The organism is Methylobacterium sp. HJ2 (genome assembly GCF_056431005.1).
On the sequence record NZ_JBWJYM010000011.1, the window covers coordinates 1 to 26,879 of the forward strand.

Annotated in this window: 20 protein-coding genes and 1 pseudogene; 12 read left to right on the forward strand and 9 right to left on the reverse strand. The window is 70.8% G+C overall.

Annotated features, from left to right (window positions below):
- Window positions 1–187: pseudogene (locus ACS5RC_RS22420) on the forward strand (type 1 glutamine amidotransferase domain-containing protein); the annotation flags it as partial.
- A gap of 19 nt (window positions 188–206) precedes the next feature.
- Here ACS5RC_RS22420 and ACS5RC_RS22425 read toward each other — a convergent pair.
- A complete protein-coding gene (locus ACS5RC_RS22425) occupies window positions 207–3,362 on the reverse strand; it encodes a PAS domain-containing protein (RefSeq protein ID WP_478346337.1) in 3,156 nt (1,051 codons plus the stop codon).
- Between the two features lie 587 nt (window positions 3,363–3,949).
- On the opposite strand from ACS5RC_RS22425, the gene ACS5RC_RS22430 reads away from it, so the two are divergent.
- The 9 genes from ACS5RC_RS22430 to tkt all read left to right on the forward strand — a co-directional run bounded on the left by ACS5RC_RS22430 (window position 3,950) and on the right by tkt (window position 16,820).
- A complete protein-coding gene (locus tag ACS5RC_RS22430) occupies window positions 3,950–6,778 on the forward strand; it encodes a PAS domain-containing protein (protein WP_478346139.1) in 2,829 nt (942 codons plus the stop codon).
- Between the two features lie 138 nt (window positions 6,779–6,916).
- Entirely contained in the window at window positions 6,917–7,813 is an 897-nt protein-coding gene (locus ACS5RC_RS22435) for a LysR substrate-binding domain-containing protein (RefSeq protein WP_478346140.1), read from the forward strand.
- 214 nt (window positions 7,814–8,027) lie between these two features.
- Window positions 8,028–8,777 carry an SDR family NAD(P)-dependent oxidoreductase gene (locus ACS5RC_RS22440; RefSeq protein ID WP_478346141.1) on the forward strand — a complete coding sequence of 250 codons (750 nt, stop codon included), beginning with the start codon at window positions 8,028–8,030 and terminating at the stop codon, window positions 8,775–8,777.
- An 11-nt stretch (window positions 8,778–8,788) separates the two neighbouring features.
- A complete protein-coding gene (locus ACS5RC_RS22445) occupies window positions 8,789–9,640 on the forward strand; it encodes a transketolase (RefSeq protein ID WP_478346142.1) in 852 nt (283 codons plus the stop codon).
- A complete protein-coding gene (locus ACS5RC_RS22450) occupies window positions 9,637–10,659 on the forward strand; it encodes a transketolase family protein (RefSeq protein WP_478346143.1) in 1,023 nt (340 codons plus the stop codon). The genes ACS5RC_RS22445 and ACS5RC_RS22450 overlap by 4 nt, the downstream gene beginning before the upstream one ends.
- Window positions 10,650–11,567, forward strand: coding sequence for an NAD(P)-dependent oxidoreductase (locus ACS5RC_RS22455; protein ID WP_478346144.1), 918 nt, complete (start codon window positions 10,650–10,652; stop codon window positions 11,565–11,567). The genes ACS5RC_RS22450 and ACS5RC_RS22455 overlap by 10 nt, the downstream gene beginning before the upstream one ends.
- 225 nt (window positions 11,568–11,792) lie before the next feature.
- Window positions 11,793–12,809: a TRAP transporter substrate-binding protein gene (locus ACS5RC_RS22460; RefSeq protein ID WP_478346145.1), complete on the forward strand. Its 1,017-nt coding sequence runs from the start codon at window positions 11,793–11,795 to the stop codon at window positions 12,807–12,809.
- An 11-nt stretch (window positions 12,810–12,820) separates the two neighbouring features.
- The gene (locus ACS5RC_RS22465) at window positions 12,821–14,713 is read left to right on the forward strand and encodes a TRAP transporter large permease (RefSeq protein WP_478346146.1); all 1,893 of its coding nucleotides are present in this window, start codon (window positions 12,821–12,823) and stop codon (window positions 14,711–14,713) included.
- Window positions 14,714–14,825: 112 nt separating this feature from the next.
- Window positions 14,826–16,820 (forward strand): transketolase, encoded by a 1,995-nt coding sequence (gene tkt, locus ACS5RC_RS22470; protein WP_478346147.1) that lies wholly within the window; start codon window positions 14,826–14,828, stop codon window positions 16,818–16,820.
- Window positions 16,821–16,845: 25 nt separating this feature from the next.
- Here the strand turns inward: tkt and ACS5RC_RS22475 are convergent, their stop codons facing one another.
- The 5 genes from ACS5RC_RS22475 to ACS5RC_RS22495 form a co-directional block, all read right to left on the reverse strand.
- Window positions 16,846–17,010, reverse strand: a complete 165-nt coding sequence (locus ACS5RC_RS22475) for a hypothetical protein (protein ID WP_478346148.1) — start codon at window positions 17,008–17,010, stop codon at window positions 16,846–16,848.
- Window positions 17,011–17,267: 257 nt separating this feature from the next.
- Complete coding sequence (locus ACS5RC_RS22480) at window positions 17,268–18,287, reverse strand: TRAP transporter substrate-binding protein (RefSeq protein WP_478346149.1); 1,020 nt, start codon at window positions 18,285–18,287, stop codon at window positions 17,268–17,270.
- Between the two features lie 164 nt (window positions 18,288–18,451).
- Entirely contained in the window at window positions 18,452–19,588 is a 1,137-nt protein-coding gene (locus ACS5RC_RS22485; protein ID WP_478346150.1) for an acyltransferase family protein, read from the reverse strand.
- A 746-nt stretch (window positions 19,589–20,334) separates the two neighbouring features.
- Entirely contained in the window at window positions 20,335–20,649 is a 315-nt protein-coding gene (locus ACS5RC_RS22490; protein WP_478346151.1) for a GNAT family N-acetyltransferase, read from the reverse strand.
- Window positions 20,646–21,677, reverse strand: coding sequence for an aldo/keto reductase (locus ACS5RC_RS22495; protein ID WP_478346152.1), 1,032 nt, complete (start codon window positions 21,675–21,677; stop codon window positions 20,646–20,648). The genes ACS5RC_RS22490 and ACS5RC_RS22495 overlap by 4 nt, the downstream gene beginning before the upstream one ends.
- Window positions 21,678–22,193: 516 nt before the next feature.
- On the opposite strand from ACS5RC_RS22495, the gene ACS5RC_RS22500 reads away from it, so the two are divergent.
- Both ACS5RC_RS22500 and ACS5RC_RS22505 read left to right on the forward strand, forming a co-directional pair.
- Window positions 22,194–22,526, forward strand: coding sequence for a hypothetical protein (locus tag ACS5RC_RS22500; RefSeq protein WP_478346153.1), 333 nt, complete (start codon window positions 22,194–22,196; stop codon window positions 22,524–22,526).
- 103 nt (window positions 22,527–22,629) lie between these two features.
- A complete protein-coding gene (locus ACS5RC_RS22505) occupies window positions 22,630–23,562 on the forward strand; it encodes a DMT family transporter (RefSeq protein WP_478346154.1) in 933 nt (310 codons plus the stop codon).
- 17 nt (window positions 23,563–23,579) lie between these two features.
- On the opposite strand, the gene cysN is transcribed toward ACS5RC_RS22505, so the two are convergent.
- The 3 genes from cysN to ACS5RC_RS22520 are packed head-to-tail and all read right to left on the reverse strand — an operon-like array spanning window position 23,580 to window position 26,703.
- Window positions 23,580–24,971: a sulfate adenylyltransferase subunit CysN gene (gene cysN / locus ACS5RC_RS22510; RefSeq protein WP_478346155.1), complete on the reverse strand. Its 1,392-nt coding sequence runs from the start codon at window positions 24,969–24,971 to the stop codon at window positions 23,580–23,582.
- Window positions 24,971–25,909, reverse strand: coding sequence for a sulfate adenylyltransferase subunit CysD (cysD, locus tag ACS5RC_RS22515; RefSeq protein ID WP_478346156.1), 939 nt, complete (start codon window positions 25,907–25,909; stop codon window positions 24,971–24,973). Before cysD ends, cysN begins: the two co-directional genes overlap by 1 nt.
- Entirely contained in the window at window positions 25,906–26,703 is a 798-nt protein-coding gene (locus ACS5RC_RS22520) for a phosphoadenylyl-sulfate reductase (RefSeq protein WP_478346157.1), read from the reverse strand. The genes cysD and ACS5RC_RS22520 overlap by 4 nt, the downstream gene beginning before the upstream one ends.
- Between the last annotated feature and the right edge of the window lie 176 nt (window positions 26,704–26,879).

Here is a 26,879-nt window from a genome sequence, read left to right on the forward strand (position 1 = left end):
CGTCGGCCTGACGGAGGTGGTGCCCTTCCTCGTCGAGGACGAACTCAGGCGGCAGGGCGGCGTGTTCTCCAAGGCGGCCGACTGGCAGCCCTACGTGGTCGCCGACGGCCTGCTGATCACCGGTCAGAACCCCGCCTCCTCCGGACCAACCGCCGAGCGTCTGCTCCGCCATCTCGCGGGCGCCTGACGCCGGCGCGACGGGGGCGTCAGGCCGGGATCCCGGCCCGCCGTCGTCCGGCGACCTTGCGCAGGATGCGCGAGACCTGATCGGCCGAGTAGGGCTTCTGGAGGAGCTCGAACCCGTGCGCGCCCTCCTGGGCGAGGACGTGGCTGTAACCGGAGGCCAGCACCACCGGCAGGTCCGGCAGCCGGCGCTTGAGCAGGCGCGCGAGCTCGATCCCGCCCATGCCCGGCATCACCACGTCCGAGAACACGACGTCGAAGCCGGCCCCGTCGGCGCCGAGCCTGTCGAGGGCCTCCTCGGCATTGGCCGCCCAGGTCGTCGCGTAGCCGAGATCCTCCAGGATCTGCGTGGCGAAGTGCCCGACCTCGACGTTGTCCTCGACCACCAGCACCCGCTGGCCCGCCCCGCCGGGGTCGACAGGGAGCGCCGCGCCCGCGTCGTCGCCGACGGCGAACTCCGCCTCGGCCTCCGGCAGGTAGAGGGTGAAGGTCGTGCCCCGTCCCGGCTCGCTCTCGACCGCCACGTCGCCGCCGGACTGCTTGGCGAAGCCGAAGACCTGGCTGAGCCCGAGGCCCGTGCCCTTGCCCACCTCCTTGGTGGTGAAGAACGGCTCGAAGACGCGGGCCTGGAGCTCCGGCGGGATGCCCGAGCCGGTGTCGCTGAGCGAGACCGCCGCGAAGGGCCCGGCCGCACCGGCATGGCCGCGGATGGCCGGCAGCGGCGCGCCGCAGCGCAGGGCCAGCGTCAGGGTGCCCGCCCCGTCCATGGCGTCGCGGGCGTTCACCGCCATGTTGACGAGCGCCGTCTCGAACTGGCTCGCGTCCACCCGGACGAAGCACGGGTGCTCCGGCAGTTCGGTGACCACCTTGATGCGCGCGCCCGTGACCGTGTCGAGCAGGTCGCCCACCACGCGCAGGCGGGCCCCGACATCAATGGTCTCCGGCTTCAGCGTCTGGCGCCGGGCGAAGGCGAGGAGCTGGCCGGTCAGCTTGGCGGCGCGGTCCACCGTATCCGAGACGGCGTTGAGGTAGCGGCCCTTGCGCTCCTCCGGCAGGTCGGGCCGGCGGAGGAAGTCGACGGAGGAGCGGATGATGGTGAGCAGGTTGTTGAAGTCGTGCGCCACACCTCCCGTGAGCTGGCCCACGGCCTCAAGCTTCTGCGATTGGCGCAGCGCCTCCTCGGCCTGGCGCAGCGCCTCGCCCTGAGCCTTCTCCGCGGTGACGTCGCGCCCATAGGCGTAGACCGCCTCGCCCTCGATGGAGGTGCGCCAGGAGATCCAGCGCGCGGTGCCGTCCCGGTGGGTGTAGCGGTTCTCGAAATCGGTCAGGGGCTCGAATGCGACGGCGCGCTCCAGGGCCGCCTGGGTCATCCCGGCGTCCTCCGGCCAGATGAACGCACCGAAATGGCGGCCCACCACCTCGGAGGGCGGGTGCCCCAGGATGGCTTCCCAGGCGGGGTTCACCGCCCGGAAGACGCCGTCGGCGCCGATCACCACCAACAGGTCGCGCGAGTTGCGCCAGACCCGGTCGCGCTCGGCCGTGCGCTCGGCGACGCTCTGCTCCAGGGTCTCGTTGAAGCGCACGAGCTCCGCCATCACGCGCTTCTGGTCGTCGATGTCGGTGCTGGTGCCGACCCAGCGCACCGCCGCTCCGTCGCCGGCAAGGACCGGTTGCGCCCGGGCCAGGAACCAGCGGTAGGCTCCGTCGGCCCGTCGCAGGCGATACTCGGACTGGTAGCTCGCCACCGCACGGACCGCGGCCCGCCATTCCCCGGCCACGCGCGCGCGGTCGTCGGGGTGGACGATCTCCTGCCAGCTCTCCGCGTCGAGCGCACCCGGCCCGACGCCGGTATAGGCGTAGACGCGCTCGTTGAACCACGTGGCGCCCCCGTGCACGTCGGTGGCCCAGACGAAGTTCGGCAAGACCTGCGAGAGGACGCGGAACTGCTCCTCGCTGTCGCGCAGCGCCACCTCGGCCTGCTTGCGCGCCGTGACGTCGATGGCGGTGCCGAGCACGCGCACGCAACGCCCGCCCTCGAACAGGGCGCGGCCCCTGGCGGCGACCCAGCGGACGAGGCCGTCCTCCTTGCCGACCGTGCGGTACTCGACGTCGTAGGCCGCGCGCCGGTCCGGGTCCGCCGCGGCGGCGTAGGCGTCCATGATGGCGTCCCGGTCGTCGGGATGGAGCCCGGCGTAGAAGTCGGCCATCGAGACCGGCGCGTCGGGGGAGATCCCGAACATCGCCTTCACCCGTGGCGGCCAGAACAGGGTGCCGTCGAGCGCGTCGACGTCCCAGAGCCCGACCTCGGCGGCCTCGGTGGCGAGCCGCAGCCGCCGCTCGCTCTCGCGCAACTGCTCCTCGGCCTGCCGGCGGGCGGTGTCGTCGAGGTGCAGGCCGTCCCAGACCACCTGATCGTCCACGAGGCGCGGCGCCGATATGATGCGTGTCCAGACGAGCGTGCCGTCGGGCCGGCGCATCGGCGCCTCCACGTCGAAATGCTTCAGCTCGCGGACGGCCTCGGCCTCGGCCGCGGCGATGCGCGCCCGGTGCTCGGGCAGGATCAGATCGTAGGCCGCGGCCGGGTCGGCGAGCACGGCCTCGGCCGGCAGCCCGGTCATGCGCTCGAAGCCCTGTGAGACGTACAGGAAGCGCCGGCTGCAGCCGTCCCGCGGTGTCGCGATCTGGTAGACGTAGCCGCCCGGGAGATGGTCGGTCACCGCCCTCAGGCGGGCCTCCGCCTCCCGCAGCCCCGTCTCGGCTCTCACCCGCCCGGTGGTTTCCGTGCAGGCGCAGAACATGCCGGCCACCCGGCCGTCCTCGTCGCGCACGGGCGAGTAGGAGAAGGTGAACCACGTCAGCTCGTCGTAGCCGCGCCGGTTCATGGTCAGCGGCATGTTCTCCGCCCAGGTCGCCTCGCCGGACATCGCCGTGTCGATCAGGGGCGCGATATCGGGCCAGATCTCCGACCAGATGTCGTGGAACCGGCGGCCGAGCGCGGCCGGGTGCTTGCCGCCCAGAATCTCCGCATAGGCATCGTTGTAGAGGAAGCCGAGCTCGGGCCCGAAGGCGACGAACATCGGGAAGCGCGAGCCGAGCAGCAGGCTCACGGTCGAGCACAGGCAGGCCGGCCAGGTCTCGGGATGCCCGAGCGGCGAGTCCGACCAGTCGTGGGCGCGCATCATCGCGCCCAACCGTCCGCCTCCGGTGAGGAAGGGCGGGAACTCGGTCGTGGCAACGTCAGGTACGGGCAAGGACGGGCTCGGCGGCGGGGCACCGGCTGGGACGGACATCGCCGGGCGCGTGTAAGCTTTCCTCCACCCGATGCGGCTTGTCCACGCCGTCCCGCGCGCATCCCCGTCAATCCTTCGGCAAGGCCGCACTCCCGCGGGCGCCCCGGGCGATCCCGGTTCTGCCGGCGTCGAACGGACCGCGCGCCCGAACGCGGCGGGTGATCCGCGGCCCCGGTGCCGCGGGAGGAAACACGACGGGCCGCCTGTGCTAGGAGGTTCGCACGGAACGCCGGCCCCGCCGGCGTGCGCGGCGGGAGGGTCTTGGTCATCGGGACTTTGGCGACGGATTGCAGATGGGCAGCAGGCTCGGTGCGGGACAGGCTCGGTAGACACGGCCCCGACAGCGATCCGCCCGGATCCTCGGCCGCCTGGATCGCGCGCGCCGCCGCCGACAGAGCGCAGGCCGGCGCCGGCCACCAGGTCGGCGGCCCGGCCCGGCCGCCCGGCCGTTCCGGATCGCGGGCTGGTCTGTGCCGATGAGCCAGAACGCTGCGTTCTTCGCGGGTGGCGGGACCATGGGCGCGCGCGTGGACGCTCATGATTGGTCGACGACCTCCCTCGGCGCACGGGAGCACTGGTCGCAAGCCCTGGTGACCCTGATGCGGGTCATGCTCAACTCGCGCCAGCCCATGTTCATCGCCTGGGGTGCGGACCGAACCCTGGTCTACAACGACACCTACACTCCCATGCTGGGCGCCCGGCATCCCGCAGCCCTCGGGCGCCCGTTCTTCGAAACCTGGCCCGAGATCCGGGACGAAGTGGGCGCGCTGATGGACCGCGTCTTCGCGGGCGAGCCCGTGCACATGGACGACCTGCAGCTCACCCTGCAGCGGAACGGGTATCCGGAAGAGGCGCATTTCGCGTTCTCCTACACGCCGGTGCCGGGGGATGACGGGCTGGTCCTCGGCCTGTTCTGCGCCTGTACGGAGACGACGCGGCAGGTGCTGTCCGAGCGCGCGACGGCGTCCGAACGGCAGCGGCAGCAGGCGCTGCTCCAGCAGATGCCCGGGTTCGTCGCCGTGCTGCGCGACGCGGAGCACACCTTCGAGTACGTCAACGACGCCTATATCGCCGTCGCGGGCCGGCGGGACTACATCGGTCGCACGGTCCGCGACGTGTTCCCGGAACTGGGCGATCAGGATTTCTTCGGTCTTCTCGACCGGGTCTACGCGACCGGCGAAGCCTTCGCGGCCCGCACCGTTCCGATCCGCTTTGCGGGCGAGGACGCCCGCTATCTCGACTTCCTGTACCAGCCCGTCCGCAATGCGGCCGGGTCGGTCACAGGCATCTTCGTGGGCGGCTACGAGGTCACCGATCAGGTTCGCTCGCGCGCCGCGCTCGCGGAAAGCGAGAGCCGCTACCGCACTCTGTTCGAAACCATCGATGTCGGCTTCTGCATCCTCGCGATGACGTTCGATGCCGCGGGCCGCGCCATCGACTACTGCGTCACGGAGGCGAACCCGGCGTTCGAGCGGCAGACCGGCGCCGACGTGACCGGGCGCTGGGTCAGCGAGTTCGCGCCCAACCTCGAAGCGCATTGGCTCGAGACCTACGGACGCGTCGCCCTGACCGGGGAGCCCGCGCATCTCGAGAACTGGGCCGAGGTGTTCGGGCGCTGGTTCGACGTGCGCGCGTTGCGCGTGGGCGATCCCGCCTCTCGTCGGGTCGCGGTGTTCTTCACCGACATCTCCGAGCGCAAGCGCATGGAGGAGGAACTGCGCGTCCTGAACGCCCGGCTGGAGCGGCAGGTCTCCGAGCGGACGGCGGAACGCGATCTTCTCGCCACCATCGTGGAGCGCACCGACGTCATGGTAATGGCGGCGGACCTCGACTATAACATTCTGGCGATCAACAGAGCCAACGCCGACGAGTTCGAGCGCATCTACGGTGTTCGTCCCAAGGTCGGCGACAACATGCTCGATCTGCTCGACGACCAGCCGGAGCATCGGGCTCAGGTCCGTGCCGGCTGGGGCCGGGGCTTGGCGGGCGAGGAAGGCACGATCATCGAGGATTACGGCGACCCCGGCCGCGTCCGCCCGCATTACGAGATCAGCTTTCGAACCCTGCGCAACGAACGGGGCGAGCGCGTCGGCTGCTACCAGTTCGTGACCGACGTCACCGAGAGGCTGCGCAACCAGGCTGCGCTCGCCCACGCCCAGGAAGCCCTGCGCCAATCGCAGAAACTCGAGGCCGTGGGCCAGCTCACGGGAGGGGTGGCGCACGACTTCAACAACCTGCTCACCATCATCCGCTCCTCCGTCGACTTCCTGCGTCGGCCCGACCTGCCGGAGGAGCGCAAGGGCCGCTACCTCGACGCCGTCTCGGATACGGTGGACCGCGCCGCCAAGCTGACCGGCCAGCTCCTCGCCTTCGCCCGGCGCCAAGCACTCAAGCCCGAGGTGTTCGATGTCGGCCGACGGATGCGCGGCATCGCCGACATGCTCGACACCATCACGGGCGCACGGGTGCGGGTCGTGACGCAGGTTCCGGACGAGCCCTGCTTCATCCGCGCGGACCTGAGCCAGTTCGAGACCGCGCTCGTCAACATCGCGGTCAACGCCCGTGACGCCATGAACGGCGAGGGCAGGCTGACCCTGCGCCTGACGCGCGGCGTGCCGTTGCCCGCGATCCGGGGCCATGCCGGCTCGAACCAAGCCTTCGCGGCCGTGGCGCTGACCGACACCGGTGCGGGTATTCCGACCGATCAGCTCGGGCGGATCTTCGAGCCGTTCTTCACGACGAAGGAGGTCGGCAAGGGCACCGGCCTCGGGCTCAGCCAAGTCTTCGGCTTCGCCAAGCAATCCGGCGGCGACGTCGACGTGCGCAGCACGGTCGGTGCGGGCACCACCTTCACCCTCTACCTGCCGGAAGCCGGCCCGGAGGAGCGGCCGGCGGGCGATCCGGACACGCAGGACGAGCCGGCTCCCCTCGGGGCCGGCCAGTGCATCCTGGTGGTGGAGGACAATATCGGGGTCGGCCAGTTCGCCACGCAGATCCTGGAGGACCTGGGCTACAGGACGACCTGGGCGGCCAATGCCGAGGAGGCGTTGGACCGGCTCGGTCGGAGCGGCAACGGCTTCGACCTGGTGTTCTCGGACGTGGTCATGCCGGGCATGGGTGGCCTCGCCCTCGCCAAGGAATTGGAGCGCCGGTTGCCGCGCCTGCCGATCGTGCTGGCCTCGGGCTACAGCCACGTGCTGGCGCAGGAGGGCGCGCACGGGTTCGAACTCCTGCACAAGCCGTACTCGGCCGAGCAGCTCGGCCGCATCCTGCACCAAGTCCTGGGGCTTCGGTCCGCCCGGTGACCGGTGGCCGCGGCGCGGCGGATGTCCTGGATCCGGCATCCGGTGCCGGGGTCGGGCTTTAAATCCAAAAGCGATCGACCCCGCCGGCCCCGAATACCGCATTGCCAGCGATGCCGGCTGCGGCCCATCCTCGTCCGGATGCGCCCGCCGGTCCCGCTCTCCGCCGTCCGAATCTTCGAGGCCGCCGCGCGGCGGCGCTCCTTCAAGGCCGCCGCGGGCGAGCTGAACCTGTCGCCGAGCGCCGTCAGCCATGCGCTCCGCAAGATGGAGGAGACGCTCGGGGTGGCGCTGTTCGAGCGCGTCGGACAGGGGATCGCGCCGACGCCGGCCGGCGAGGCGCTGTACGACCATGTCGGCCGGGCCTTCTCGGAGCTTGACCGGGGCTTCGATCTCGTGGGGCGCCGCGGCCCGCAGGTGCTGCGCCTTCACTGCGCGCCGAGCTTCGCCGCCCAATGGCTCTCCCCGCGGCTCGCCCGCTTCCTCAACGAGCATCCGGGCTTCGAGGTGCGCTTGGCCGCCGGCATGGACTACGCCCGCTTCATCACCGACGAGTTCGACGCCGACATCGTCTACGGGCCGCCCAGGGGCGAGGGCTTGGTCCGCATGCCGCTCGGATCTGAGACGGTGACGCCCCTGTGCAATCCCGAGCGCGCCGCCCGGATCGCTACCCCCGGGGACCTCCTCGCCCAAACCCTGATCCAGAGCGACAACAAGCAGGTACGCTGGACGCATTGGTTCGAGCGCAACCGGGTCGCAGCGCCACCGGTCGCGGGCATCCGCTTCGACCGCAGCTTTCTCGCCCTGGCCGCCGCGGTCGACGGGCTCGGCATCGCGCTGGAATCGACGCGGCTCGCCGAGCGGGAGATCGCGTCCGGCCGCCTCGTCGCGCCGCTCGCCGGGAGGGCCGTGGACATCCGCTACATCGGGCACCATTTCGTCTGCCCGGCCGATGCCCGCCGCCGCGCACCGTTGCGCGTCTTCGCCCGCTGGCTCGCCGCCGAACTCGCCATCGACCTGATCCCCGACCTCGCCTGAACCCCCGAAAAGGTGAATCCGATTCACTCCGGCGTGCAGGATTCGCGTTTGTCGCGGGCCGATCCCAGCGCCACTCTGCGGCCAACGAGACGAACGGGAGGGGACGACGCCGCAGGCCGGACGATTCCGGGAACCGCGGTCGCCGGCTCGCCACACCTCCCGCCGCGATGATGCTGTCGACCGCGCGAGCCGCGCGGTCCGCCGGGAGGATTCCATGCTTCTGAACGAACAGGTCTGCGTGATCACCGGGGCCGCCTCGGCCCGCGGCATCGGCAAGGCGACCGCCCGGCTCTTCGCGGCCCACGGCGCCCGGATCGCGGTCCTCGACCTCGAAGGCGGACAGGCCGAGTCCGCCGCGCGCGACATCGGCACCGGCCATATCGGGCTCGCCTGCGACGTGACCGACCGGGCCGCCTGCACGGCGGCGGCCGACGAGATCGTGGCGCGCCTCGGGCGCATCGACGTGCTCGTCAACAACGCCGGCATCACCCAGTCGCTCAGGATCATGGAGATCGGCCCTGAGCATTACGACGCGGTCACCGACGTCAACCTGCGCGGCACGCTCTACATGAGCCAAGCCGTGATCCCGGGCATGCGGGCCCTCGGCGCCGGCGCGATCGTGTGCATGTCGTCGGTCTCCGCCCAGCGCGGCGGCGGCATCTTCGGCGGCCCGCATTACAGCGCGGCCAAGGGCGGCGTTCTCGGCCTCTCCAAGGCGATGGCGCGCGAACTCGGACCCGACGGGATCCGTGTGAACGCCGTGACGCCCGGCCTGATCCAGACCGACATCACGGGCGGCAAGCTGACGCCCGAGTTGAAGGCCGAGATCGGCAAGGGCATCCCGCTCGCTCGCCTCGGCGTCGCCGACGACGTCGCCAAGGCCTGCCTGTTCCTCGCCAGCGACCTGTCCGCGTACATCACCGGCGCGGTGATCGACGTGAACGGCGGCATGCTGATCCACTGAGGAGCGCCGCCATGCAGACTGAGATGCCCCGCGCGGGCTCCAACGTGCCGCTCGCCGAGCGCGCCTACCGCATCCGCCGCAACGCCCTGCGTATGGGCGAGGTCCAGGGCCAGGGCTACATCGCCCAGGCGCTCGGCATCAGCGACGTGCTGGCGGTGAGCTACTTCCACGCGATGACCTACCGGCCCGAGGATCCCGAATGGGAGGGCCGCGACCGCTTCCTGCTCTCGATCGGCCATTACGCCATCGCCCTCTACGCGGCGCTGATCGAGGCGGAGATCCTCCCGGAGGACGAACTGACGAGCTACGGCGGCGACGACAGCCGCCTGCCGATGTCCGGCATGGCCGCCTACACCCCCGGGATGGAGATCACCGGCGGCTCGCTCGGGCACGGGCTCGGCATCGCCGTCGGCATGTGCCTCGGGCTGAAGCGCAAGGGTTCGCGCAGCGTCGTCTACAACCTGATCTCCGACGGCGAGCTCGACGAGGGCTCGACCTGGGAGGCGGCGATGTCGGCGGGCTCGTTCAAGCTCGACAACCTGATCGGCCTCGTCGACGTCAACGGCATGCAGGCGGACGGCGCCTCCCGCGCGGTGCTGAACTTCGAGCCGCTCGCACCGAAATTCGCGGCCTTCGGCTGGCACGTGCAGCGGGTCGACGGCAACGACATCGACGCGCTGGTCGCGGCCTTCGACGCGGCGCGCGCCCATGCCGGACCGGAACCCCGCGTGATCCTCTGCGACACGCGGATGGCCAAGGGCGTGCCGTTCCTGGAGGAGCGCGAGCGCAACCACTTCCTGCGCGTCGAACCCGCGGAATGGGCGCAGGCGCTGGCTATCCTGGACGAAGGACGGGCGAGATGAGGCGTTCCAAGTACGAGAAGCCCGCTCCGCGGATCGGCGGCGGCGCGAAGACCTCGGCGATGATCGCGTCGCTGGCCGCACCCGGCCAGCGGACCAAGCCGGCGCCCTTCGGCAACGCGCTCGTGGCGCTCGCCGAGACGCGACCCGACCTCGTCGGTCTGTCGGCCGATCTCGCCAAGTACACGGACCTGCACATCTTCGCCCAGGCCTATCCCGAGCGGTTCTACCAGATGGGCATGGCCGAGCAGCTCCTGATGAGCGCCGCGGCCGGGCTCGCCCGGGAAGGCTTCATGCCCGTCGCGACGACCTACGCGGTCTTCGCCGCGCGCCGCGCCTACGACTTCATCTGCCTCGCGATCGCCGAGGAGAATCTCGACGTGAAGATCGCCTGCGCACTGCCGGGGCTGACGACCGGGTACGGGCCGAGCCATCAGGCGACCGAGGACCTGGCGATCTTTCGCGGGATGCCGAACCTCACGATCCTCGATCCCTGCGACGCGCAAGAGATCGAGCAGGTCGTGCCCGCGATGGCGGCCCACAAGGGGCCGGTCTACCTGCGGCTGCTGCGCGGCAACGTCCCCCTGGTGCTCGACGAGTACGGCTACACATTCGCCTGGGGCAAGGCCCAGACGATCCGCGACGGGCGCGACGTCCTCGTCATCGCCTCCGGGCTGATGACCATGCGCGCCCTCGAGGCGGCGCAGGCCCTGGCCGACGACCGGGTGGACGTGGCGGTCCTGCACGTACCCACCATCAAGCCCCTCGATGAGGAGACCATCCTGAGGGAGGTCGGCCGAGGCGGTCGTCTCGTCGTGGTGGCCGAGAACCATTCGATCGTCGGCGGCCTCGGTGAAGCGGTCGCGGCGGTGCTCATGCGCAACGGCGTCCTGCCGGAGCGCGGCTTCCGCCAGATCGGCCTGCCGGACGCGTTCCTCGACGCGGGCGCCCTGCCGACGCTGCACGATCGCTACGGGATCTCGACCGGGGCGATGGAACGGAGCATCCGCGGATGGCTCTGACGCCCGCCACCACGACGATCGGCTTCGTCGGCCTCGGATCGATGGGGCTCCCCATGGCCCGCCATCTCGTGCGGGCCGGCTTCCCGACCCGCGGATACGACCTGCGACCCGAGCGGCGCGCGGGCCTGGTCGCGGCGGGCGGCCTGGAGGCCGAGACCGTCGCGGAGGCAGCGGCCAAGGCGGACGTCCTCGTGCTGATGGTCGTCAACGCGGCCCAGGCCGAGGCGGTGCTGTTCGATCACGGCGCCCTCGAACGCCTCGCGCCCGACGCGATTGTCGCGCTGATGGCGACCTGCCCGCCGCAGGCCGTCGCGGCCCTGGCGGGCCGGGTCGCGGCGGCGGGCCGACGCTTCGTCGATGCCCCCGTCTCGGGCGGCCTGGCGGGTGCCGAGGCCGCGACGCTCACGATCATGGCGGCGGCGCCCCCCGAGGTCCTCGCGGCCGTGCGTCCGGTGCTGGAGGCGTTCGGCGACCGGATCTTCGCGGTCGGGACGAAGGCCGGCCAGGGCGCGACCGTGAAGGCGGTCAACCAGCTCCTCTGCGGGGTCCACATCGCCGCCGCCGCCGAGGCTTTGACGCTCGCGGAGCGGGTCGGCATCGACCGCGCCGTTGTCCTGGAGATCGTCTCGGGCTCGGCTGCGGCGAGCTGGATGCTGCGCGATCGCGGGCCCCGGATGCTGGACGAGGCGCCGCCGGTCACGAGCGCGGTGGACATCTTCGTCAAGGATCTCGGCATCGTGCTGGAGGCGGGCCGCGGCGCCAAGGCGGCGCTGCCGCTGGCGGAGCGGGCCCATCGGCTCTTCGTCGCGACCTCGGCACGCGGCGACGGGGCGGCCGACGACAGCCAGGTGGTGCGGGCCTATCGCGCCCTCGCAGAGGGCGGCCCCCTCGCAGAGGACGATCCGTAGGGTTTGCGCTGCTCTGTCGCTCGTCCGCGCCCCGCGGGGCACGGATCGTCCGCCCGAGCGAGCCCGCGCGGCCGACCCAGGGTGCGGCGGACCGGATCAACTGGAACGAACGGGCGGTTCTGGGCCGCGGGACGGACCCGCCGCCGATGGCATGAGGGACGCCGGATCCACCGACGATCAACGTCGGGGACCGCGCGGCTCGGACGACCCAGGGAGAGAAACCAGATGCGCGACACGCGTTTGAGCCGCCGCAGCCTCCTCGCAGGCGCCGCCGCGGTGCCGGTCTTCGGCATCCTCACCCGGCGGGGACAGGCCGCCGAATTCACCTACAAGCTCGCGACCGGACAGGATCCGACACATCCGGTCAACGTCCGGGCGCAGGAGGCTCTCGATCGGATCCGCGAGGCCACCGGCGGCCGCCTGAAGATCAAGCTATTCCCGGCCAACCAGCTCGGCTCGGACACCGACTTGCTGGCGCAGGTCCGCAACGGCAGCGTCGAGTTCTTCAACCTAGCGACCTCCATCCTGGCGACCTTCGTGCCGGCCGCGAGCCTGCCGAACACAGGGTTCGCCTTCCGCGATTACGACGCCGTCTGGCAGGCCATGGACGGCGGCCTCGGCGATTACGTGCGCGCCGAGATCGCCAGGACGCCGATCCTCACGGTCTCTAAGGTGTGGGACAACGGCTTCCGGCAGATCACCTCCTCCACCCGGACGATCAGGACGCCGGAGGACCTCAAGGGATTCAAGATCCGGGTGCCCCCCGCGCCGATGCTGACGTCGCTGTTCAAGGCGCTCGAGGCCGGCGCAGCGCCGATCAATTTCAACGAGCTGTATTCCGCGCTGCAGACCAAGGTCGTCGAAGGCCAGGAGAACCCCCTCGCCATCACCGCCACGACGCGGCTCTACGAGGTGCAGAGATCCTGCAGCATGACCGGTCACGTCTGGGACGGCTACTGGATCCTCGGCAACAAGCGGGCCTGGATGCGCCTGTCGGAAGACCTGCGCCAGACGGTCTCGCGGGAACTCGATCGCTCTGGAAGCGAGCAGCGCCGGGATATCGCCGCGCTCAGCCAATCCCTACGCGAGAGCCTCAGCGCGAAGGGCATCACCTTCGTCGACGTGGATCGGGCGGAATTCCGGGCGGCGCTCGGCCGGACGAGCTTCTACAAGGACTGGAAGGCCAAGTATGGCGATGCAGCCTGGTCGCATCTCGAGGACGTCTCGGGCAAGCTGACCTGAGGAGGAGCGCCATGCAGATCGACATCGCCACCGTTGAAAGCGCGGGAGGCCTGGAGCTGGCCGGTCCGCCCCTGCGGGGACGGACCTGGCTGCGCCGATTGGATGCCGGGCTCGGCATCCTCGTGGAGATCCCGGCGGCGTTGCTGGTGCTGGCCGAGATCGGCGTGCTGCTCGGCGGGGTGGTGAGCCGCTACGTCTTCCACGAGCCCCTGGTCTGGTCGGACGAGCTCGCCTCGATCCTGTTCCTGTGGCTCGCCATGCTGGGCTCCGTCGTCGCCTTCCGGCGTGCCGAGCACATGCGGATGACCGCCCTCGTCGCGATGAGCGGCCCGCGCCTGCGTGCTTTCCTGGAAACGGTCGCGGTGGTTGCCGGACTGATCTTCGTGGCGCTGGTTCTCGAGCCGGCCTGGGAGTTCGCCGGCGAGGAGAGCTTCGTCCAGACGCCGGCGCTGGAGCTGAACAACGCGTGGCGGGCCGCCGCCCTGCCGGTCGGTTTCGGCCTGATGCTGGTCTTCGCGGTCCTCCGCCTGCTCGAGACCGCCGACTGGCGCCTGACCGTCGGCGCCCTGGCGCTCGGCGGGGCGCTCGCGGCCGGGCTCGTGGCGCTGCAACCCTGGCTCGCGGATCTCGGGAACCTCAACCTGCTGCTGTTCTTCGTCCTGGGCGTGGGGGCCCTCGTCTTCTCGGGCGTTCCGATCGCCTTCGCGTTCGGCCTGTCGACCTTCGCCTACATCACGCTCACCACCGGGGCGCCGTCGATGGTGGTCGTCGGCCGGATGGACGAGGGGATGAGCCACCTCATCCTGCTGGCGGTGCCGCTGTTCGTCTTCCTCGGCCTCCTGATCGAGATGACCGGGATGGCCCGCGCGATGGTCGGGTTCCTGGCAGCGCTCCTCGGCCATGTCCGGGGCGGCCTGCACTACGTGCTGGTCGGCGCCATGTACCTCGTGTCCGGCATCTCCGGATCGAAGGCCGCCGACATGGCCGCCGTGGCTCCGGTCCTGTTCCCCGAGATGAAGGCCCGCGGCGCCAAGGACGGGGACCTCGTGGCCCTCCTGGCGACCACCGGCGCGCAGACCGAGACGATCCCCCCGTCGATCGTGCTGATCACCATCGGCTCGGTCACGGGCGTGTCGATCACCGCGCTGTTCACCGGCGGCCTGCTGCCCGGCCTGGTGCTGGCGGCGACGCTCTGCGCCCTCGTCTGGTGGCGCTATCGCGGCGAGGATCTCAGCCACGTCGCCCGCCCCTCGCGGCGGGTCATCGGCCGGTCCCTGGTGATCGCCCTCCCCGCGCTGGCCCTGCCCTTCGTGATCCGCTTCGCGGTGGTGGAAGGCATCGCCACGGCGACCGAGGTCTCGACAATCGGCATCGTCTACGCCGCGCTGGCGGGCCTGCTCCTCTACCGGCAGTTCGACTGGCGGCGGGTCTACCCGATGCTCGTGACGACCGCGACGTTGTCGGGCGCGATCCTGCTGATCATCGGGGCGGCGACCGGCATGGCCTGGGCCCTGACGCAGTCGGGCTTCTCGCAGACCCTGGCGCTCGCGATGAAGAGCCTGCCGGGCGGTCCGGTCGGCTTCCTGTTCGTGTCCGCCGCCGCCTTCATCGTGCTGGGTTCGGTGCTGGAGGGCATCCCGGCGATCGTGCTGTTCGGGCCGCTGCTGTTTCCGATCGCGCGGCAGGTCGGCGTGCACGAGGTCCACTACGCGATGGTGGTGATCCTCGCGATGGGCATCGGCCTCTTCGCCCCGCCCTTCGGGGTGGGCTACTACGCCGCCTGCGCCATCAGCCGGATTCATCCCGATGCCGGCATGCGCCCGATCATCGGCTACATCGTCGCCCTGCTCGTGGGCCTGCTCGCCATCATCCTGGTCCCCTGGTTCTCGATCGGGTTCCTCTGAGGCCATCCGGCCGGATCCCGACGCCCCGCACCGCTTCAAATTGAGCCGACCGGACGGAGCCCCTTCGTCCGGGCAGAGCGCCCGCGCGCCCACGAACCGCCGAGACAGAGCCATGCCAGACGTCCAGGGCCCCACGCTCACCGACCGGATGGCGGACGCGATCCGCTTCCTCGCCCTCGACGCGATCGAGCGGGCCGGGGACGGGCATCCGGGCGCGCCCCTCGGCTGCGCGGAGATCGCCGTCGCGCTGTTCACCCGCCATCTCAAGTGCAATCCGGCCGATCCGGAATGGCCCGACCGCGACCGGTTCGTGCTCTCGAACGGCCACGGCTCCATGCTGCTCTACGCGGCGCTGCACTGCGCCGGCTATGCCGGGTTGTCGATGGATCAGATCCGCCGCTTCCGCGAACTCGGCTCCCACACCCACGGCCATCCCGAGATCGCGCCGGCCCACGGCATCGAGGCGACGACCGGTCCCCTCGGGCAGGGCATCGCCAATGCGGTCGGCATGGCGGTGGCCGAGGCCAAGCTCGCGGACATGTTCGGGCCGGATCTGGTCGATCACCGCACCTACGCCCTCGTGGGCGACGGCTGCCTGCAGGAGGGCATCGCCCACGAGGTGATCTCGCTGGCCGGGCACCTGCGTCTGTCCAAGCTGACCTTCCTATGGGACGACAACCGGATCACCGACGACGGCGCCACCGACCTCTCGATCTCCGAGGACGTGCGCGCGCGGTTCCGCGCCGCCGACTGGCAGGTGATCGACGTCGACGGGCACGACGTCGAGGCCGTCTCGGCCGCGCTCCTGCTCGTGCGGGCCGATCCGCGCCCGAGCCTGATCGCCTGCCGAACCGTGATCGGTCGCGGATTGCCGCGCCTGGAAGGGCAGCGGGGCGCCCATGGGGGCCGCGTCCTCGCGAGCGACCTCGCCGAAGCCCGGGAGGCGCGCAGCTGGCACCACCCGCCCTTCACGGTGCCGGACGACGTGGCTGAGGCCTGGCGGACGAGTGTCCTGGACCGCAACCGGGCGGCCTACGCCGCGTGGCAGGGTCGCCGCGACGCCCGGCCGCCGCGGACGCGCGCGGCGTTCGACCGGGTGAGCGGGGCGCATCTGCCGGAGGGCTGGCGCGAGACCCTCGGGACGCTGCGCGCTCACTTGGCGGACGCGGCCGAGCCGCGCCCGAGCATCGCGGTCTCGGCCGAGATCGTCGCCGCGCTGTCGGACGCGATCCCAGAGCTGTTCTGCGGCGCGCCGGACCTCGAGGGACCGACGCAGCACAAGGGCGCCCTCGGCGCCTTCACGGCGCGGGACCGCTCCGGGCGCTACCTGCATTACGGGATCCGCGAGCACGCGATGGGCTCGATGATGAACGGCATCGCGGCCCATCGCGGCCTGCTGCCGGTCGGCGCCACCTACCTCGTCTTCTCGGACTATATGCGACCGTCGCTCCGCATGGCGGCGCTGATGAACCTGCCGGTCGTCACGGTCTACAGCCACGATTCCATCGGGATCGGCCGCAACGGCCCAACCCATCAGCCAGTCGAGTACCTCGCCGCGCTTCGGGCGATCCCGAACATGCTCGTGCTGCGCCCCGCCGACGCGGTCGAGACGGCCGAGTGCTGGGAGATGGCGCTCGCCCATCGGCACGGCCCGACGTCGCTGATCTGCTCGCGGCAGGCCCTGCCGGCGCTAAGGCGGGGAGGCGATGGCGAGAACCACAGCGCACGCGGCGCCTACGTGCTGGCCGATTCGCAAGGGCCCCGGCGCGTGACGCTCATCGGCACGGGGTCGGAGGTCGCGCTGGCCCTGGCCGCGCGCGACGCGCTCCAGGCGGAGGGCGTGCCGACCGCGGTCGTCTCGATGCCGTCCTGGGAGGCCTTCGCGGCGCAGGACGCGGATTACCGGGACCAGGTGATCGCGCGCGGCACCGTCCGGGTCGCCATCGAGGCGGCCCTGCGCTTCGGCTGGGACCGCTGGATCGGCGAGGACGGCGGCTTCGTCGGCATGAGCGGCTTCGGCGCCTCGGGCGCGCCGGAGGACCTCTTCCGCCATTTCGGCATCACGGCCGAGGCGGTGGTGGAGGCGGTCCGCGCGCGCCTGCGGTGATCGCCGGGATCGCGGCGGCGGCGCCTCAAATCATTCCGGAGGTTCCGGTCTGGGCAATCCGCTCGCGCTGCTCGGTATAGCGGACCTCGGCGACCCGACGGACCACGGTGCCGATGCGGCCGGCGATCTGGGCGAGCAGCGGTGCGCGGCGCGGCGCGCGGAGTCCGACGAGATAGGCGAGCGTGGCCATCGTGCACGGTCCTGATGGATGACCGGGCCCGGCGCCCGGCATGTTGCAACGCAATATCCATCAGTGCCGCGCTTGCCGTTAGGCCGCAGATCCGGTCCCTGCCATGCAGTGGCGGCATGCGCCGGTAACCCGTCATCAACCGAATTGCTGCAATGCAGCGTCCGCGCCGGGCCCGGCGAGTCCGGTCTCGCGCCGCGCACCCGCACGATGCACGGCGCGGCCTCGGGCCCCGGCGCGCGGAAACCCGGGCTCCCGCCTCAGGCGAGCTTGCCGCAGGCTTTCTCGAGGAGCGACCAGCCCTCCTCGCCGTAGCGCCCCTTCCACTCGGCGTAGAAGCCGGCCTTGCGCAGCTTTTCGCGGAAGGGCTCCGGATCCGGCTTGTTGAAGACCATGCCGCTGGCCGAGAGTTCGGCCTGCAGGTTGGCGTTCAGCGTCGCGACGTCCGCGCGCTCCTTCAGGCCGGCCGCATTGATGTGGCGGGCCACCATCGTGCGCAGATCCTCGGGAATGCGCTCCCAGGCGCGGCGATTGGCCAGGAACCAGTACCCGTCCCACATGTGGTTGGTCAGGGAGCAGTATTTCTGCACTTCGTAGAACTTCGTCGTGGAGATCACGGCGAGCGGGTTCTCCTGACCCTCGACGACTTTCGTCTGCAGGGCGGAATAGGTTTCGTTGAGGTTGATCGAGGTCGGCGAGGCATCGAAGGCGCGGAACATCGAGGTCCAGAGCGGCGAGACCGGAACCCGGATCCGGAAACCCTTGAAATCCTCCGGGGTCGCGATCGGCCGCGTGGACGTGGTGGTCTGGCGGTAGCCGTTGTCCCAGATCTTCTCCAGGGCCACGAGATTCGCCTTGGCGATCTGCTGGCGGACCCAGGCGCCGAGCTCGCCATCCATCGCGTTCCAGACCGCCTCGTAGTTCGGGAAGGCGTAGCCGATGCCGTTGATCGAGGCGTTGGGCACCAGTGTCGATAGGATCAGCGGGGACATCGTGAAGAATTCGACACTGCCCGAGCGGAGCTGACTGAGCGTGTCGGTGTCCGAGCCGAGTTGGCTCGAGGGAAAGACCTTCAGGTCGAACCGGCCGCCGCTCTCAGTGCGCAATGCATCCGCCATCTCCCGGGCGCGGACGTTCATCGGGTGGGTGTCGGGCAGGTTGTTCGCGTATTTGTAGGTGAAGTCCGCCCGCTGCGCCCGCGCGACGTGCGGCGCGGCCACGGCGCCGCCGATCGTCGCCGTCAGGCTGGTGCAGAGGAAGCGGCGTCTGGAGATTGACATGGCGGCCCTCCTGGTGCGGGCACTCCGGCCCTGCCTATTCTTGGAGCCGCACGCCCGTGCGGTCTCACAGGGATGCCTGGGTAGAGATTAGCCGAGCATAGTCAACGGCCCGCCGCGAGAGCCGGTCCCGGCGTCCCCGGCTAGGTTCGGGGAGATCCGGGCGCTCACGCGGCCCCGTCGTTCAGGGCCGGCCTCCGTCTCGGTCCGAACAGGGTGTTGAGCCGCCGCCGGACAGGGGCGTCGTAGAAACGATCCAGCACCCATCCGAACACCAGCAGCACGATCAACACCGCGAACCCGATAGCCGGAGCGGCCGCCTCCACTGGGAGATGCCCGATCTTGTTGTTGACCGCGAGGAGGATCTGCAAGGTCGGAACGTGCATCACGTAGATCGCGTAGGAGGCGAGCCCCAGGACGGTGGAAGCCGGCACCAGCCCGACAGGCGGTTCGACGCGCATCGCGCAGAACACGATGAGGGGAAGCAGGACGACCACGCTCAGGAACTGAGCGCCGGGCCGCAGCGCCGGGCTCCAGGGCGCGCAGAGGAGGACGAGCGTCGCGACGAGAATCCCGATGAAGTATCCGAGATGTCGTACCGGCGCGGGCCGCACCATCCGGACCAAGATCACGCCCAGGAAGAATCCGAACACCGTCCGGATCAATCCGATCCAGATTTCCGAAAATTCCGAGCCGCGATTGATGTCCCCGTAGTGATAGATCGCGATGCCCAGGACCGGGATGCAGGCCGCGCAGACGGCGACCAGTCTCTTGAGACTGAGAAATCTCCAGGTCAGGACGAAAACGAAATTGACGATGATCTCGAAGAACAACGACCACGTCGGTGGATTGAGGGGGTACATCCCATCCTTCCCGGTCGCCGACGGGCCGGGGAGCATGAACAGGGCCAGGACCAGGACACCGAGAAACAGGGATGGGGTGTACCCGAGCGTACCGTTCCCCAGCAGGCTCAGGACGACGACGGCGCAAGCCGGAACGAGACTGAGCAGGTAGAGGGGATAGAGCCGGATGGCGCGGATGCGCATGAAGGTCGAACCCGCCATGCCCGCGGCCAGCCGGCGATCGTAGGCGTTCGCCAGGACCGCGCCGCTCATGAGGAAGAACAGGTCGACGGCCAGGCCGCCGTTGCGCGCCGTCAGAGATCCGAACAGGGCCTCGTAATGCATGCTGACGACGGCCAGGGCGGCAACGCCCCTGAGTGCGTCCAGCGTATGGAACTTGCGCGCCTCGGACGCGCGCGCTTGAGCCGTCTCGACCGCGTCCCTCGTCTCGCCGATGTGCATCCGCGTCTCCCGTGAGCCCGTCTGAGGAGCTAGGCCGCGTCCGGACATCGAAAAGGCGTGCCACCCGGAGGCAGAGGACAGCGCCGGCAAACGCGGGCCGAGGCCGGATGGGAAGACGAGGGATGGGCCGAGTGATCCGATCCCATCGCCCACGGGTGGCGATCGCTGGGAGATGCGTCCGGTCGGAGCGCGGATCGGCGCCGCCGGCTCACTGCGCCAAGTCGCCGACGCTCAGGATCGCGCCCACCAAACGAGCAGGCTGTCGATCCGCTCGCGGGTCCGGGCCTCGTGCATCTCGGCGGCCTGGAGCGGCACGGGTCCGGGGGGTTCACCTGCTCGCCACGAGGTTGAGCGTCGAGGCCGCGTAGAGCCGCAGCCCATCGCATCCCGAGGAGGCTGCGGACCTCCGTCAGGCGGCGGGAGGCGTGGGCGAGGGGCTCGCGGACGATCTGGTTGCGCAGCAGCGGATGAACGGCGACGGCCTCCGGGATTGGACCCCGGCCACGAGGAGCGTGCCCGGCAGGCGGCAGACCCGGCCAAGCTCCGCACCGATCACGATGTCCCGCCCCGCCGGCGGCGGCAGGGCGAGCCGGGAGCGCGCGGCGGAGAAGCGCCGCCCCGGCCAGAGCCGGACCCGCAGGGCGTTGCCCAGCCCGAAGCCGCCGAGGATCTGCGGCCAGCAGGCCGCCAGCCCGGCGCGGAGCCCGGCCGCTGCCCTCGAACGGCGGCGCTCGGGCCGGTGCGCCTCACGCGAGGAGGTCGCGATGGACCGGGTGGAGCGCAAGCCAGCGCCGCGCGTAGCCGCAGAGCGCGAGGATACGGCGATCCTCCGCGCGGGCGAGGCCGGCGACCGCCTCCATCAGCCGCCCGGCCGCTCCTGTCCCCCGGAGTTCCGGCGGCGCGCAGACGTAACGGATGACGAGACGGCCCGGACGGCGCTCGTAATCGGCGAAGACGGTGCGGCCGCCGGTCGTCCGCTCGAAGCGCTGCGCCGCGACGTTATCGTGAAGGCCGTCGGGCGGGGTCTCGCGCGACTCCTCCGGCATGGCGCGGCCGGTCACCACGTCGTCGGCTTGGGGTTGCGATCGTCGAAACCCGTCTGGTGCCAGTAGGGATAGATCGGGGTCTCGCGGCTCGCCGCGTCGAGCCGGGCGATCTGATCCGGGCTCAGGGACCATCCGACCGCGCCGAGGTTCTGGCGCAGCTGCTCTTCGGTGCGCGCGCCGACCACGATGTTGCAGACGGTGGGACGGCCGAGCAGCCAGTTCAGCGCCACCTGGGCCACGCTCCGGCCGGTCTCAGCCGCGACGGCATCGAGAGCATCGACCACGCCGTAGAGATACGCGTCGGCGACGGGCGGCCCGCCCTCCGCGCCGCCCGCGGCGATGCGCCCGCCCTGGGCCGGCTGGCCGCGGCGGATCTTGCCGGTGAGGCGGCCCCAGCCCAGCGGGCTCCAGACCATCAGGCCGACGCCCTGGTCGAGACCCAGCGGCATCAGCTCCCACTCGTAGTGCCGGCCGATCAGCGAGTAGTAGCCCTGGTAGGCGACGTAGCGCGCGAGGCCGTAGCGCTCCGAGGTCGCCAGCGCCTTCATCAGCTGCCAGCCCGAGAAGTTCGAGGCACCGATATAGCCGATCTTGCCCGAGCGGGTCAGGTCGTCGAGGGCGTGCAGCGTCTCCTCCACCGGGGTGAGCGCGTCGAAGCCGTGCATGAAGTAGATGTCGATATGGTTGGTGCCGAGCCGCCGCAGGCTCGCCTCGCAGGCGCGGATCAGGTGATAGCGGGAGGACCCGGTCTCGTTGGCCCCCTGCCCCGTCGGGAAGGTCGCCTTGGTGGAGATCAGCGCCCGCTCGCGCCGCCCCTTGAGAGCTTGGCCGAGGATCTCCTCTGACGCGCCGCCCGAGTAGATGTCGGCGGTGTCGAACAGGGTGACGCCGGCGTCGAGACAGAGATCGACCATGCGGGTCGCCTCGGCGACGTCGGTCCGGCCCCAGCGCTCGAAGAACGCGTCGGTGCCGCCGAAGGTGCCGGTGCCGAAGCTGAGCACCGGCACCTTGAGGCCGGAGCGGCCGAATTGCCTGTATTCCATCGGGTCCTCGCATCGGATCGGTGAGGCGGGCGCGCCCGCATGCCCAAGGATGTAACGCCGCGGCAGCCGATCGGCTTCCCCGAACGGGACGCGACGCGCCTGCGCCGCGCCGGATAGACGGAACGCCGCGGCCGGCAAACGCCCAAGCCGGTTGCCCGCGGGGCACGCGACCTCTACATCGGCCTTCCCCGTGGCCGATGCGCCTGAAGGTTTCGCGAGCCCGCTCGGGCCTGCATGGTAGCGGGGTCGGCAGTGACGGGACGGCCCGGACCAGTTCTCTGGGCCGTTCCTGTGAGACCCAGTGGGCCGGGCCGCTGCAGGAGTGTCGGAGGCGCGGGGAACAGGAACCGCGGATTCGGCGCATGGCCCACCACGTTCCCGCCGATGCGGGCCCGCCTCCGCGCGATCGCCCTGCCCCCTGCCCTCTGCCCCGTTCCGGGACGCGGGGCCCCGCGCGCGTTTCCGGTTCGTTCACGCTCATCGACAAAGATCAAGGTGGGCCGGGGATCCGGCCGCGTGCCACCGCGTTCTCTCGGGCCTGACACCATGCGACGCCTGCTCACCGGGAGCATCAAGGCCATTCTTGCGCTCGCCGTCCTCTCCACGGCCGCCCATTGGGTGCTGCGCATGCATCGCGAGCCCGCGGCGGATACCCCCGCCCAGGTCGCGAGCCAGATCGGGGGATACCCCGATCCCGTGACCACCGGCTCGATCACGCCGCGCACTCCCGAGCGGCCGGCCGCATCGGCCGAGAACCCGACGCTCGGCCTCGACCAGCAGCATCTCTCGGCCCTGATCGCGACGCACAGCGAGAAGGCCCGGACCCAGAAGGCCTCGGCGAAGCGCTGACCGGGGTCGGGCACCGCCCCGGTCCACGAGCGGCCGATCCGCCCCACGGAGACCGCGATTGGGTCTCATCAGGCGGGTCTCCGATTCTGCCCGGGAAGATCCCGTGACCCCGAAAGCCGACCTGCCGGCGCCCGCCCTTACGCCGGACGCCCCCGCCCTGCCGGACCGCCGGCGCCTCGCCGGCATCGCGCTGATGTGCGGGGCGGTGGCGTTCTTCGCGAGCCTCGACGCCTGCGGCAAGACGCTCGCCCGGCTCGGCGTCGATCCCCTCGTCGCCACCTTCATGCGCTACGCCGTCAACGTGGCGCTGATCACGCTGGTGCTGAACCCGGTGCGGAAGCCCGAGGTGGTCCGCAGCCGGCGGCTGCTGCTCCAGATCCTGCGCTCGCTCCTGCTCTTCGGCACGACGGCGCTGAATTTCCTGGCGCTCCGCTACCTGCAACTCGCCGAGACGGTCTCGATCCAGTTCGCGGCGCCGCTCACCGTGGCGCTGCTCGCCGGACCGCTGCTCGGCGAATGGTCCTCGCCCCGGCGCCTCGGGGCGATCGCGGTCGGCTTCCTCGGCGTGCTGGTGATCGTGCGGCCCGGGGTCGGCGACGTGCACCCGGCCGTGCTGCTCAGCCTCGGCAACATGGTCTGCTACGCCTTCTACGTCATCCTCACCCGCAAGCTCGCGGCCTACGACTCGACGGCAACCACGATGTTCTATTCGGGTCTGGCGGGGCTCGCCGTGATGGCGCCGCTGATGCCGGGGCTCTGGACCAGCCCGGGCTCGTGGACGGTCTGGGCGCTGCTCGTGGGGATAGGCCTGCTCGGCACCTTCGGCCACTGGCTGCTGATCCTCGCCCACGCGCGGGCGCCGGCCAACGTGCTGGCGCCGTTCATCTACACGCAGCTGATCTGGTCCGTGACGCTGGGCTTCCTGGTCTTCGGCGACGTGCCGAACGGCTGGACGCTCGCGGGCGCGATGATCGTGATCGGCTCGGGCCTCTACCTGCTGTCGCAGGAGCGACGGCGTCCCGCGCCCGCCGAATAGCGGGCGCGGGGATCGGGTCAGCCGCCGAACAGGCCGCGGAGCCGCGCGAGGAAGCCGCCGGCGCGGACCGGTGTCGCCGCATCGGCCTCAGCCTCGCTGCCCGGCGCGTCCGGAGCCTGGACGAGCCCGAGCGCGGCCGTGTCGGTGGTCTCGCGGTCGATCAGGATCAGGCCGCCGGTCTCGCGGTTCTCCGCGTAGGCGTCGAAGGCCACGGGCCGGTCGAGGGTCAGCGTCACGTCGGCGATGTCGTTGGCCACCAGCGTCTCGGCGGGGCCGGGCTGGCCGGTCTCCGGGTCGATCCGGCTGCGGATCGCTGCGACCGTGGCGTTCGTCGTCACCGTGCCGATCTTGGCGAGCAGCGCCGCGCCGGGGGCGAGCGGACTCTCCGCGGCCCAGAACAGGCGGACCTGGAGCGTGTCGGAGACCCGCATCGGCCGGTCCGCCGCCACGATGACGGTGCCGCGCGAGGCGTCGACCTGATCGGCAAGGACGAGCGTCACGGACTGGTCCTCGCCCGCCACCGCGAGGTCGCCATCGGCGGTGTAGATGCGGGCGACGGTGGAGGTCCGTCCGTTCGGCGCGATGCTGACGCGGTCGCCCGGACGGACCTGCCCGCTGGCGATACGGCCGCTGTAGCCGCGGAACTCGGAATCGGGCCGGTTCACCCACTGCACCGCCATGCGGAATGGGGCGGCGGCGGCCTCCTCGCGCACCGGCACGGTCTCAAGATAGTGCAGCAGCGTGGTGCCGGTGTACCAGGTCGCGGCGGCCCCCGGCAGCACGACGTTGTCGCCGTTCTTGGCCGAGAGCGGGATCGCCCGCACCTCCGCGAAGCCGAAGCTGCGGCTGAACTCCGTGAAGCCCGCGAGGATCTGGTCGAACTTGTCCTGCGACCAGCCCACCAGATCCATCTTGTTCACGGCGAGCGCCACCCGCCGGATGCCGAGCATCGAGACCAGGAGGGCGTGGCGCCGGGTCTGGCGGGTGAGGCCCTGCCGGGCGTCGACCAGGATCACCGCCACGTCCGCCGTCGAGGCGCCGGTCGCCATGTTGCGGGTATATTGCTCGTGGCCGGGGGTGTCGGCCACGATGAAGGAGCGCTTCTCGGTCGAGAAGAAGCGGTAGGCGACGTCGATGGTGATGCCCTGCTCGCGCTCGGCCTGAAGGCCGTCGACGAGGAGCGCGAGATCGACCTCCTGCCCCTGGGTGCCGTGCTTGCGGGAATCGCGCTGGAGGGCGCTGATCTGGTCGTCGAAGATCTGCTTGGTGTCGTGCAGCAGGCGCCCGATCAGGGTCGACTTGCCGTCGTCCACCGAGCCGCAGGCGATGAAGCGCAGCACTTCCTTGCGCTGGTGGGCGGCCAGGAAGGCCTCGTAGCCGAAGGCCTCCGGTGACTGGTGGATGGTCATCAGAAATAGCCCTCCTGCTTCTTGCGCTCCATTGCGCCCGCGCCGTCCTTGTCGATCACCCGGCCCTGACGCTCCGAGGTGCGGGCGGCGAGGGTCTCGCCGATGATCTCGGGCAGCGTCGCCGCGTCGCTCTCGACCGCGCCGGTGAGGGGGTAGTCGCCCAGCGTCCGGAAGCGAACCGAGACCTCGCGCGGGGTCTCGCCGGGCGCGAGCGGCAGGCGCGCGTCGTCGACCATGATGAGCTGGCCGTCGCGCTCCACCACGGGCCGCGGCTTGGCGAAGTAGAGCGGCACGATGGGGATCCGCTCCTGCTCGATGTAGAGCCAGATATCGAGCTCGGTCCAGTTGGAGAGCGGGAACACGCGCAGCGACTCGCCGCGCTTCTTGCGCAGGTTGTAAAGGTGCCAGGGCTCGGCGCGCTGGCGCTTCGGATCCCAGCGGTGCTGCGCCGTGCGGAGCGAGACGATGCGCTCCTTGGCACGCGAGGCCTCCTCGTCGCGGCGAGCGCCGCCGAAGGCGGCGTCGAACTTGTGCTTGTCGAGCGCCTGCCGCAGGGCCTGCGTCTTCATCACGTCGGTGTGGACCTCCGAGCCATGGCTGATCGGGCCGATGCCGCGGGCGAGCCCGTCCTGGTTGGTGTGCACCAGGAGATCGACGCCGAGTTCCTGCGCGCGCCGGTCCCGGAAGGCGATCATCTCGCGGAACTTCCAGGTGGTGTCGATGTGCAGCAGCGGGAACGGCAGCTTGCCCGGCGCGAAGGCCTTCAGCGCCAGGTGCAGCAGGACGCTGGAATCCTTGCCGATCGAGTAGAGCATCACCGGGTTCTCGGTCTCGGCGACCGCCTCCCGGAAGATGTGGATGCTCTCGGCCTCAAGGCGCTGCAAGTGCGTCAGGCGGTCGGGGGTCAGCGCGGCTGTGGCCGCGGAAGTGGCGCTCATCGGGCCATCTCCAGAGGGTTCGAGGATGTCACGGGTTCGAAGATCGCGGCCTCGCGGCCCGGCTGCACGGCGGCCTCGGGGCGGCCGACATGCAGGCCGCACTCCTTCTTCTCCTCCTGCTCCCACCACCAGCGGCCGGCCCGCTCGGGCTCGCCGACGCGCACGGCGCGGGTGCAGGGCGCGCAGCCGATCGACGGGAAGCCGCGGTCGTGCAGGACGTTGTAGGGCACGTAGTTCTCGCGCACGAAGGCGTCGATGTCGGCCCGCGTCCAGTCGGCCAGCGGGTTGAGCTTGATCAGCCCGCGGGCGGGATCGAACTCCGCGAGCGGGGTCGCGGCGCGGTTGGCCGATTGCCCGGCGCGCAGGCCGGTGAGCCATCCGCTGGCGCCCGACAGCGCACGGGCCAGCGGCTCGACCTTGCGGAAGCCGCAGCAGGCCTGGCGCGCGGCGACCGAATGGCGGAAGCCGTTGATGCCCTCCTCGCGCACGAAGCGCTCCTCGGCCTCGCGCTCCGGGGCGTAGGCCCGGATGCGGATGCCATAGGCGGCCTCGGTCTCGGCCCAGACGTCGTAGGTCTCAGGGAACAGGCGGCCGGTATCGAGGGTGACGATCTCGGTGCGTCCCTTCGCCAGGGCAAGGGCATGGGTCAGCACCTGATCCTCGATGCCGAGGCTCGTGGTGAAGACGAGGCGCCCGGGCATCTCGGCCTCGATCAGGGCGATTCGTCCGGGAAGGTCGTGCGCCTTCAGGGCTGCGGCGAACGCGTCGGCAGCCTGTGGGTCCAGAGAGATCATGGGGTACGGCGCGGGATCGAGAGGTTGTGCGAGGCCTGAAATGTTCGCTATAACGAACGAAGTCAAGGCAAGCCGGCGTTGCAGCCGGCGCATTCGGCACCGCGCCCGGGGATATCGGTACACCACTCCGTGAGGCGGGCCATCGCCCCGAAACGGGAAGATCCTTCTCGAAGGAG

Bases quoted from the DNA above. Each gene is read 5' to 3' on its own strand.
- ACS5RC_RS22435 (WP_478346140.1), top strand. From the start codon at position 6,917: ATGCGCCCGCCGGTCCCGCTCTCCGCCGTCCGAATCTTCGAGGCCGCC.
- ACS5RC_RS22475 (WP_478346148.1), bottom strand. From the start codon at position 17,010: ATGGCCACGCTCGCCTATCTCGTCGGACTCCGCGCGCCGCGCCGCGCA.
- ACS5RC_RS22440 (WP_478346141.1), top strand. From the start codon at position 8,028: ATGCTTCTGAACGAACAGGTCTGCGTGATCACCGGGGCCGCCTCGGCC.
- cysD (WP_478346156.1), bottom strand. From the start codon at position 25,909: ATGAGCGCCACTTCCGCGGCCACAGCCGCGCTGACCCCCGACCGCCTG.
- ACS5RC_RS22495 (WP_478346152.1), bottom strand. From the start codon at position 21,677: ATGGAATACAGGCAATTCGGCCGCTCCGGCCTCAAGGTGCCGGTGCTC.
- ACS5RC_RS22430 (WP_478346139.1), top strand. From the start codon at position 3,950: ATGAGCCAGAACGCTGCGTTCTTCGCGGGTGGCGGGACCATGGGCGCG.
- ACS5RC_RS22520 (WP_478346157.1), bottom strand. From the start codon at position 26,703: ATGATCTCTCTGGACCCACAGGCTGCCGACGCGTTCGCCGCAGCCCTG.
- ACS5RC_RS22460 (WP_478346145.1), top strand. From the start codon at position 11,793: ATGCGCGACACGCGTTTGAGCCGCCGCAGCCTCCTCGCAGGCGCCGCC.
- tkt (WP_478346147.1), top strand. From the start codon at position 14,826: ATGCCAGACGTCCAGGGCCCCACGCTCACCGACCGGATGGCGGACGCG.
- ACS5RC_RS22445 (WP_478346142.1), top strand. From the start codon at position 8,789: ATGCAGACTGAGATGCCCCGCGCGGGCTCCAACGTGCCGCTCGCCGAG.
- ACS5RC_RS22465 (WP_478346146.1), top strand. From the start codon at position 12,821: ATGCAGATCGACATCGCCACCGTTGAAAGCGCGGGAGGCCTGGAGCTG.
- cysN (WP_478346155.1), bottom strand. From the start codon at position 24,971: ATGACCATCCACCAGTCACCGGAGGCCTTCGGCTACGAGGCCTTCCTG.
- ACS5RC_RS22485 (WP_478346150.1), bottom strand. From the start codon at position 19,588: ATGCACATCGGCGAGACGAGGGACGCGGTCGAGACGGCTCAAGCGCGC.
- ACS5RC_RS22450 (WP_478346143.1), top strand. From the start codon at position 9,637: ATGAGGCGTTCCAAGTACGAGAAGCCCGCTCCGCGGATCGGCGGCGGC.
- ACS5RC_RS22425 (WP_478346337.1), bottom strand. From the start codon at position 3,362: ATGCGCGCCCACGACTGGTCGGACTCGCCGCTCGGGCATCCCGAGACC.
- ACS5RC_RS22455 (WP_478346144.1), top strand. From the start codon at position 10,650: ATGGCTCTGACGCCCGCCACCACGACGATCGGCTTCGTCGGCCTCGGA.
- ACS5RC_RS22480 (WP_478346149.1), bottom strand. From the start codon at position 18,287: ATGTCAATCTCCAGACGCCGCTTCCTCTGCACCAGCCTGACGGCGACG.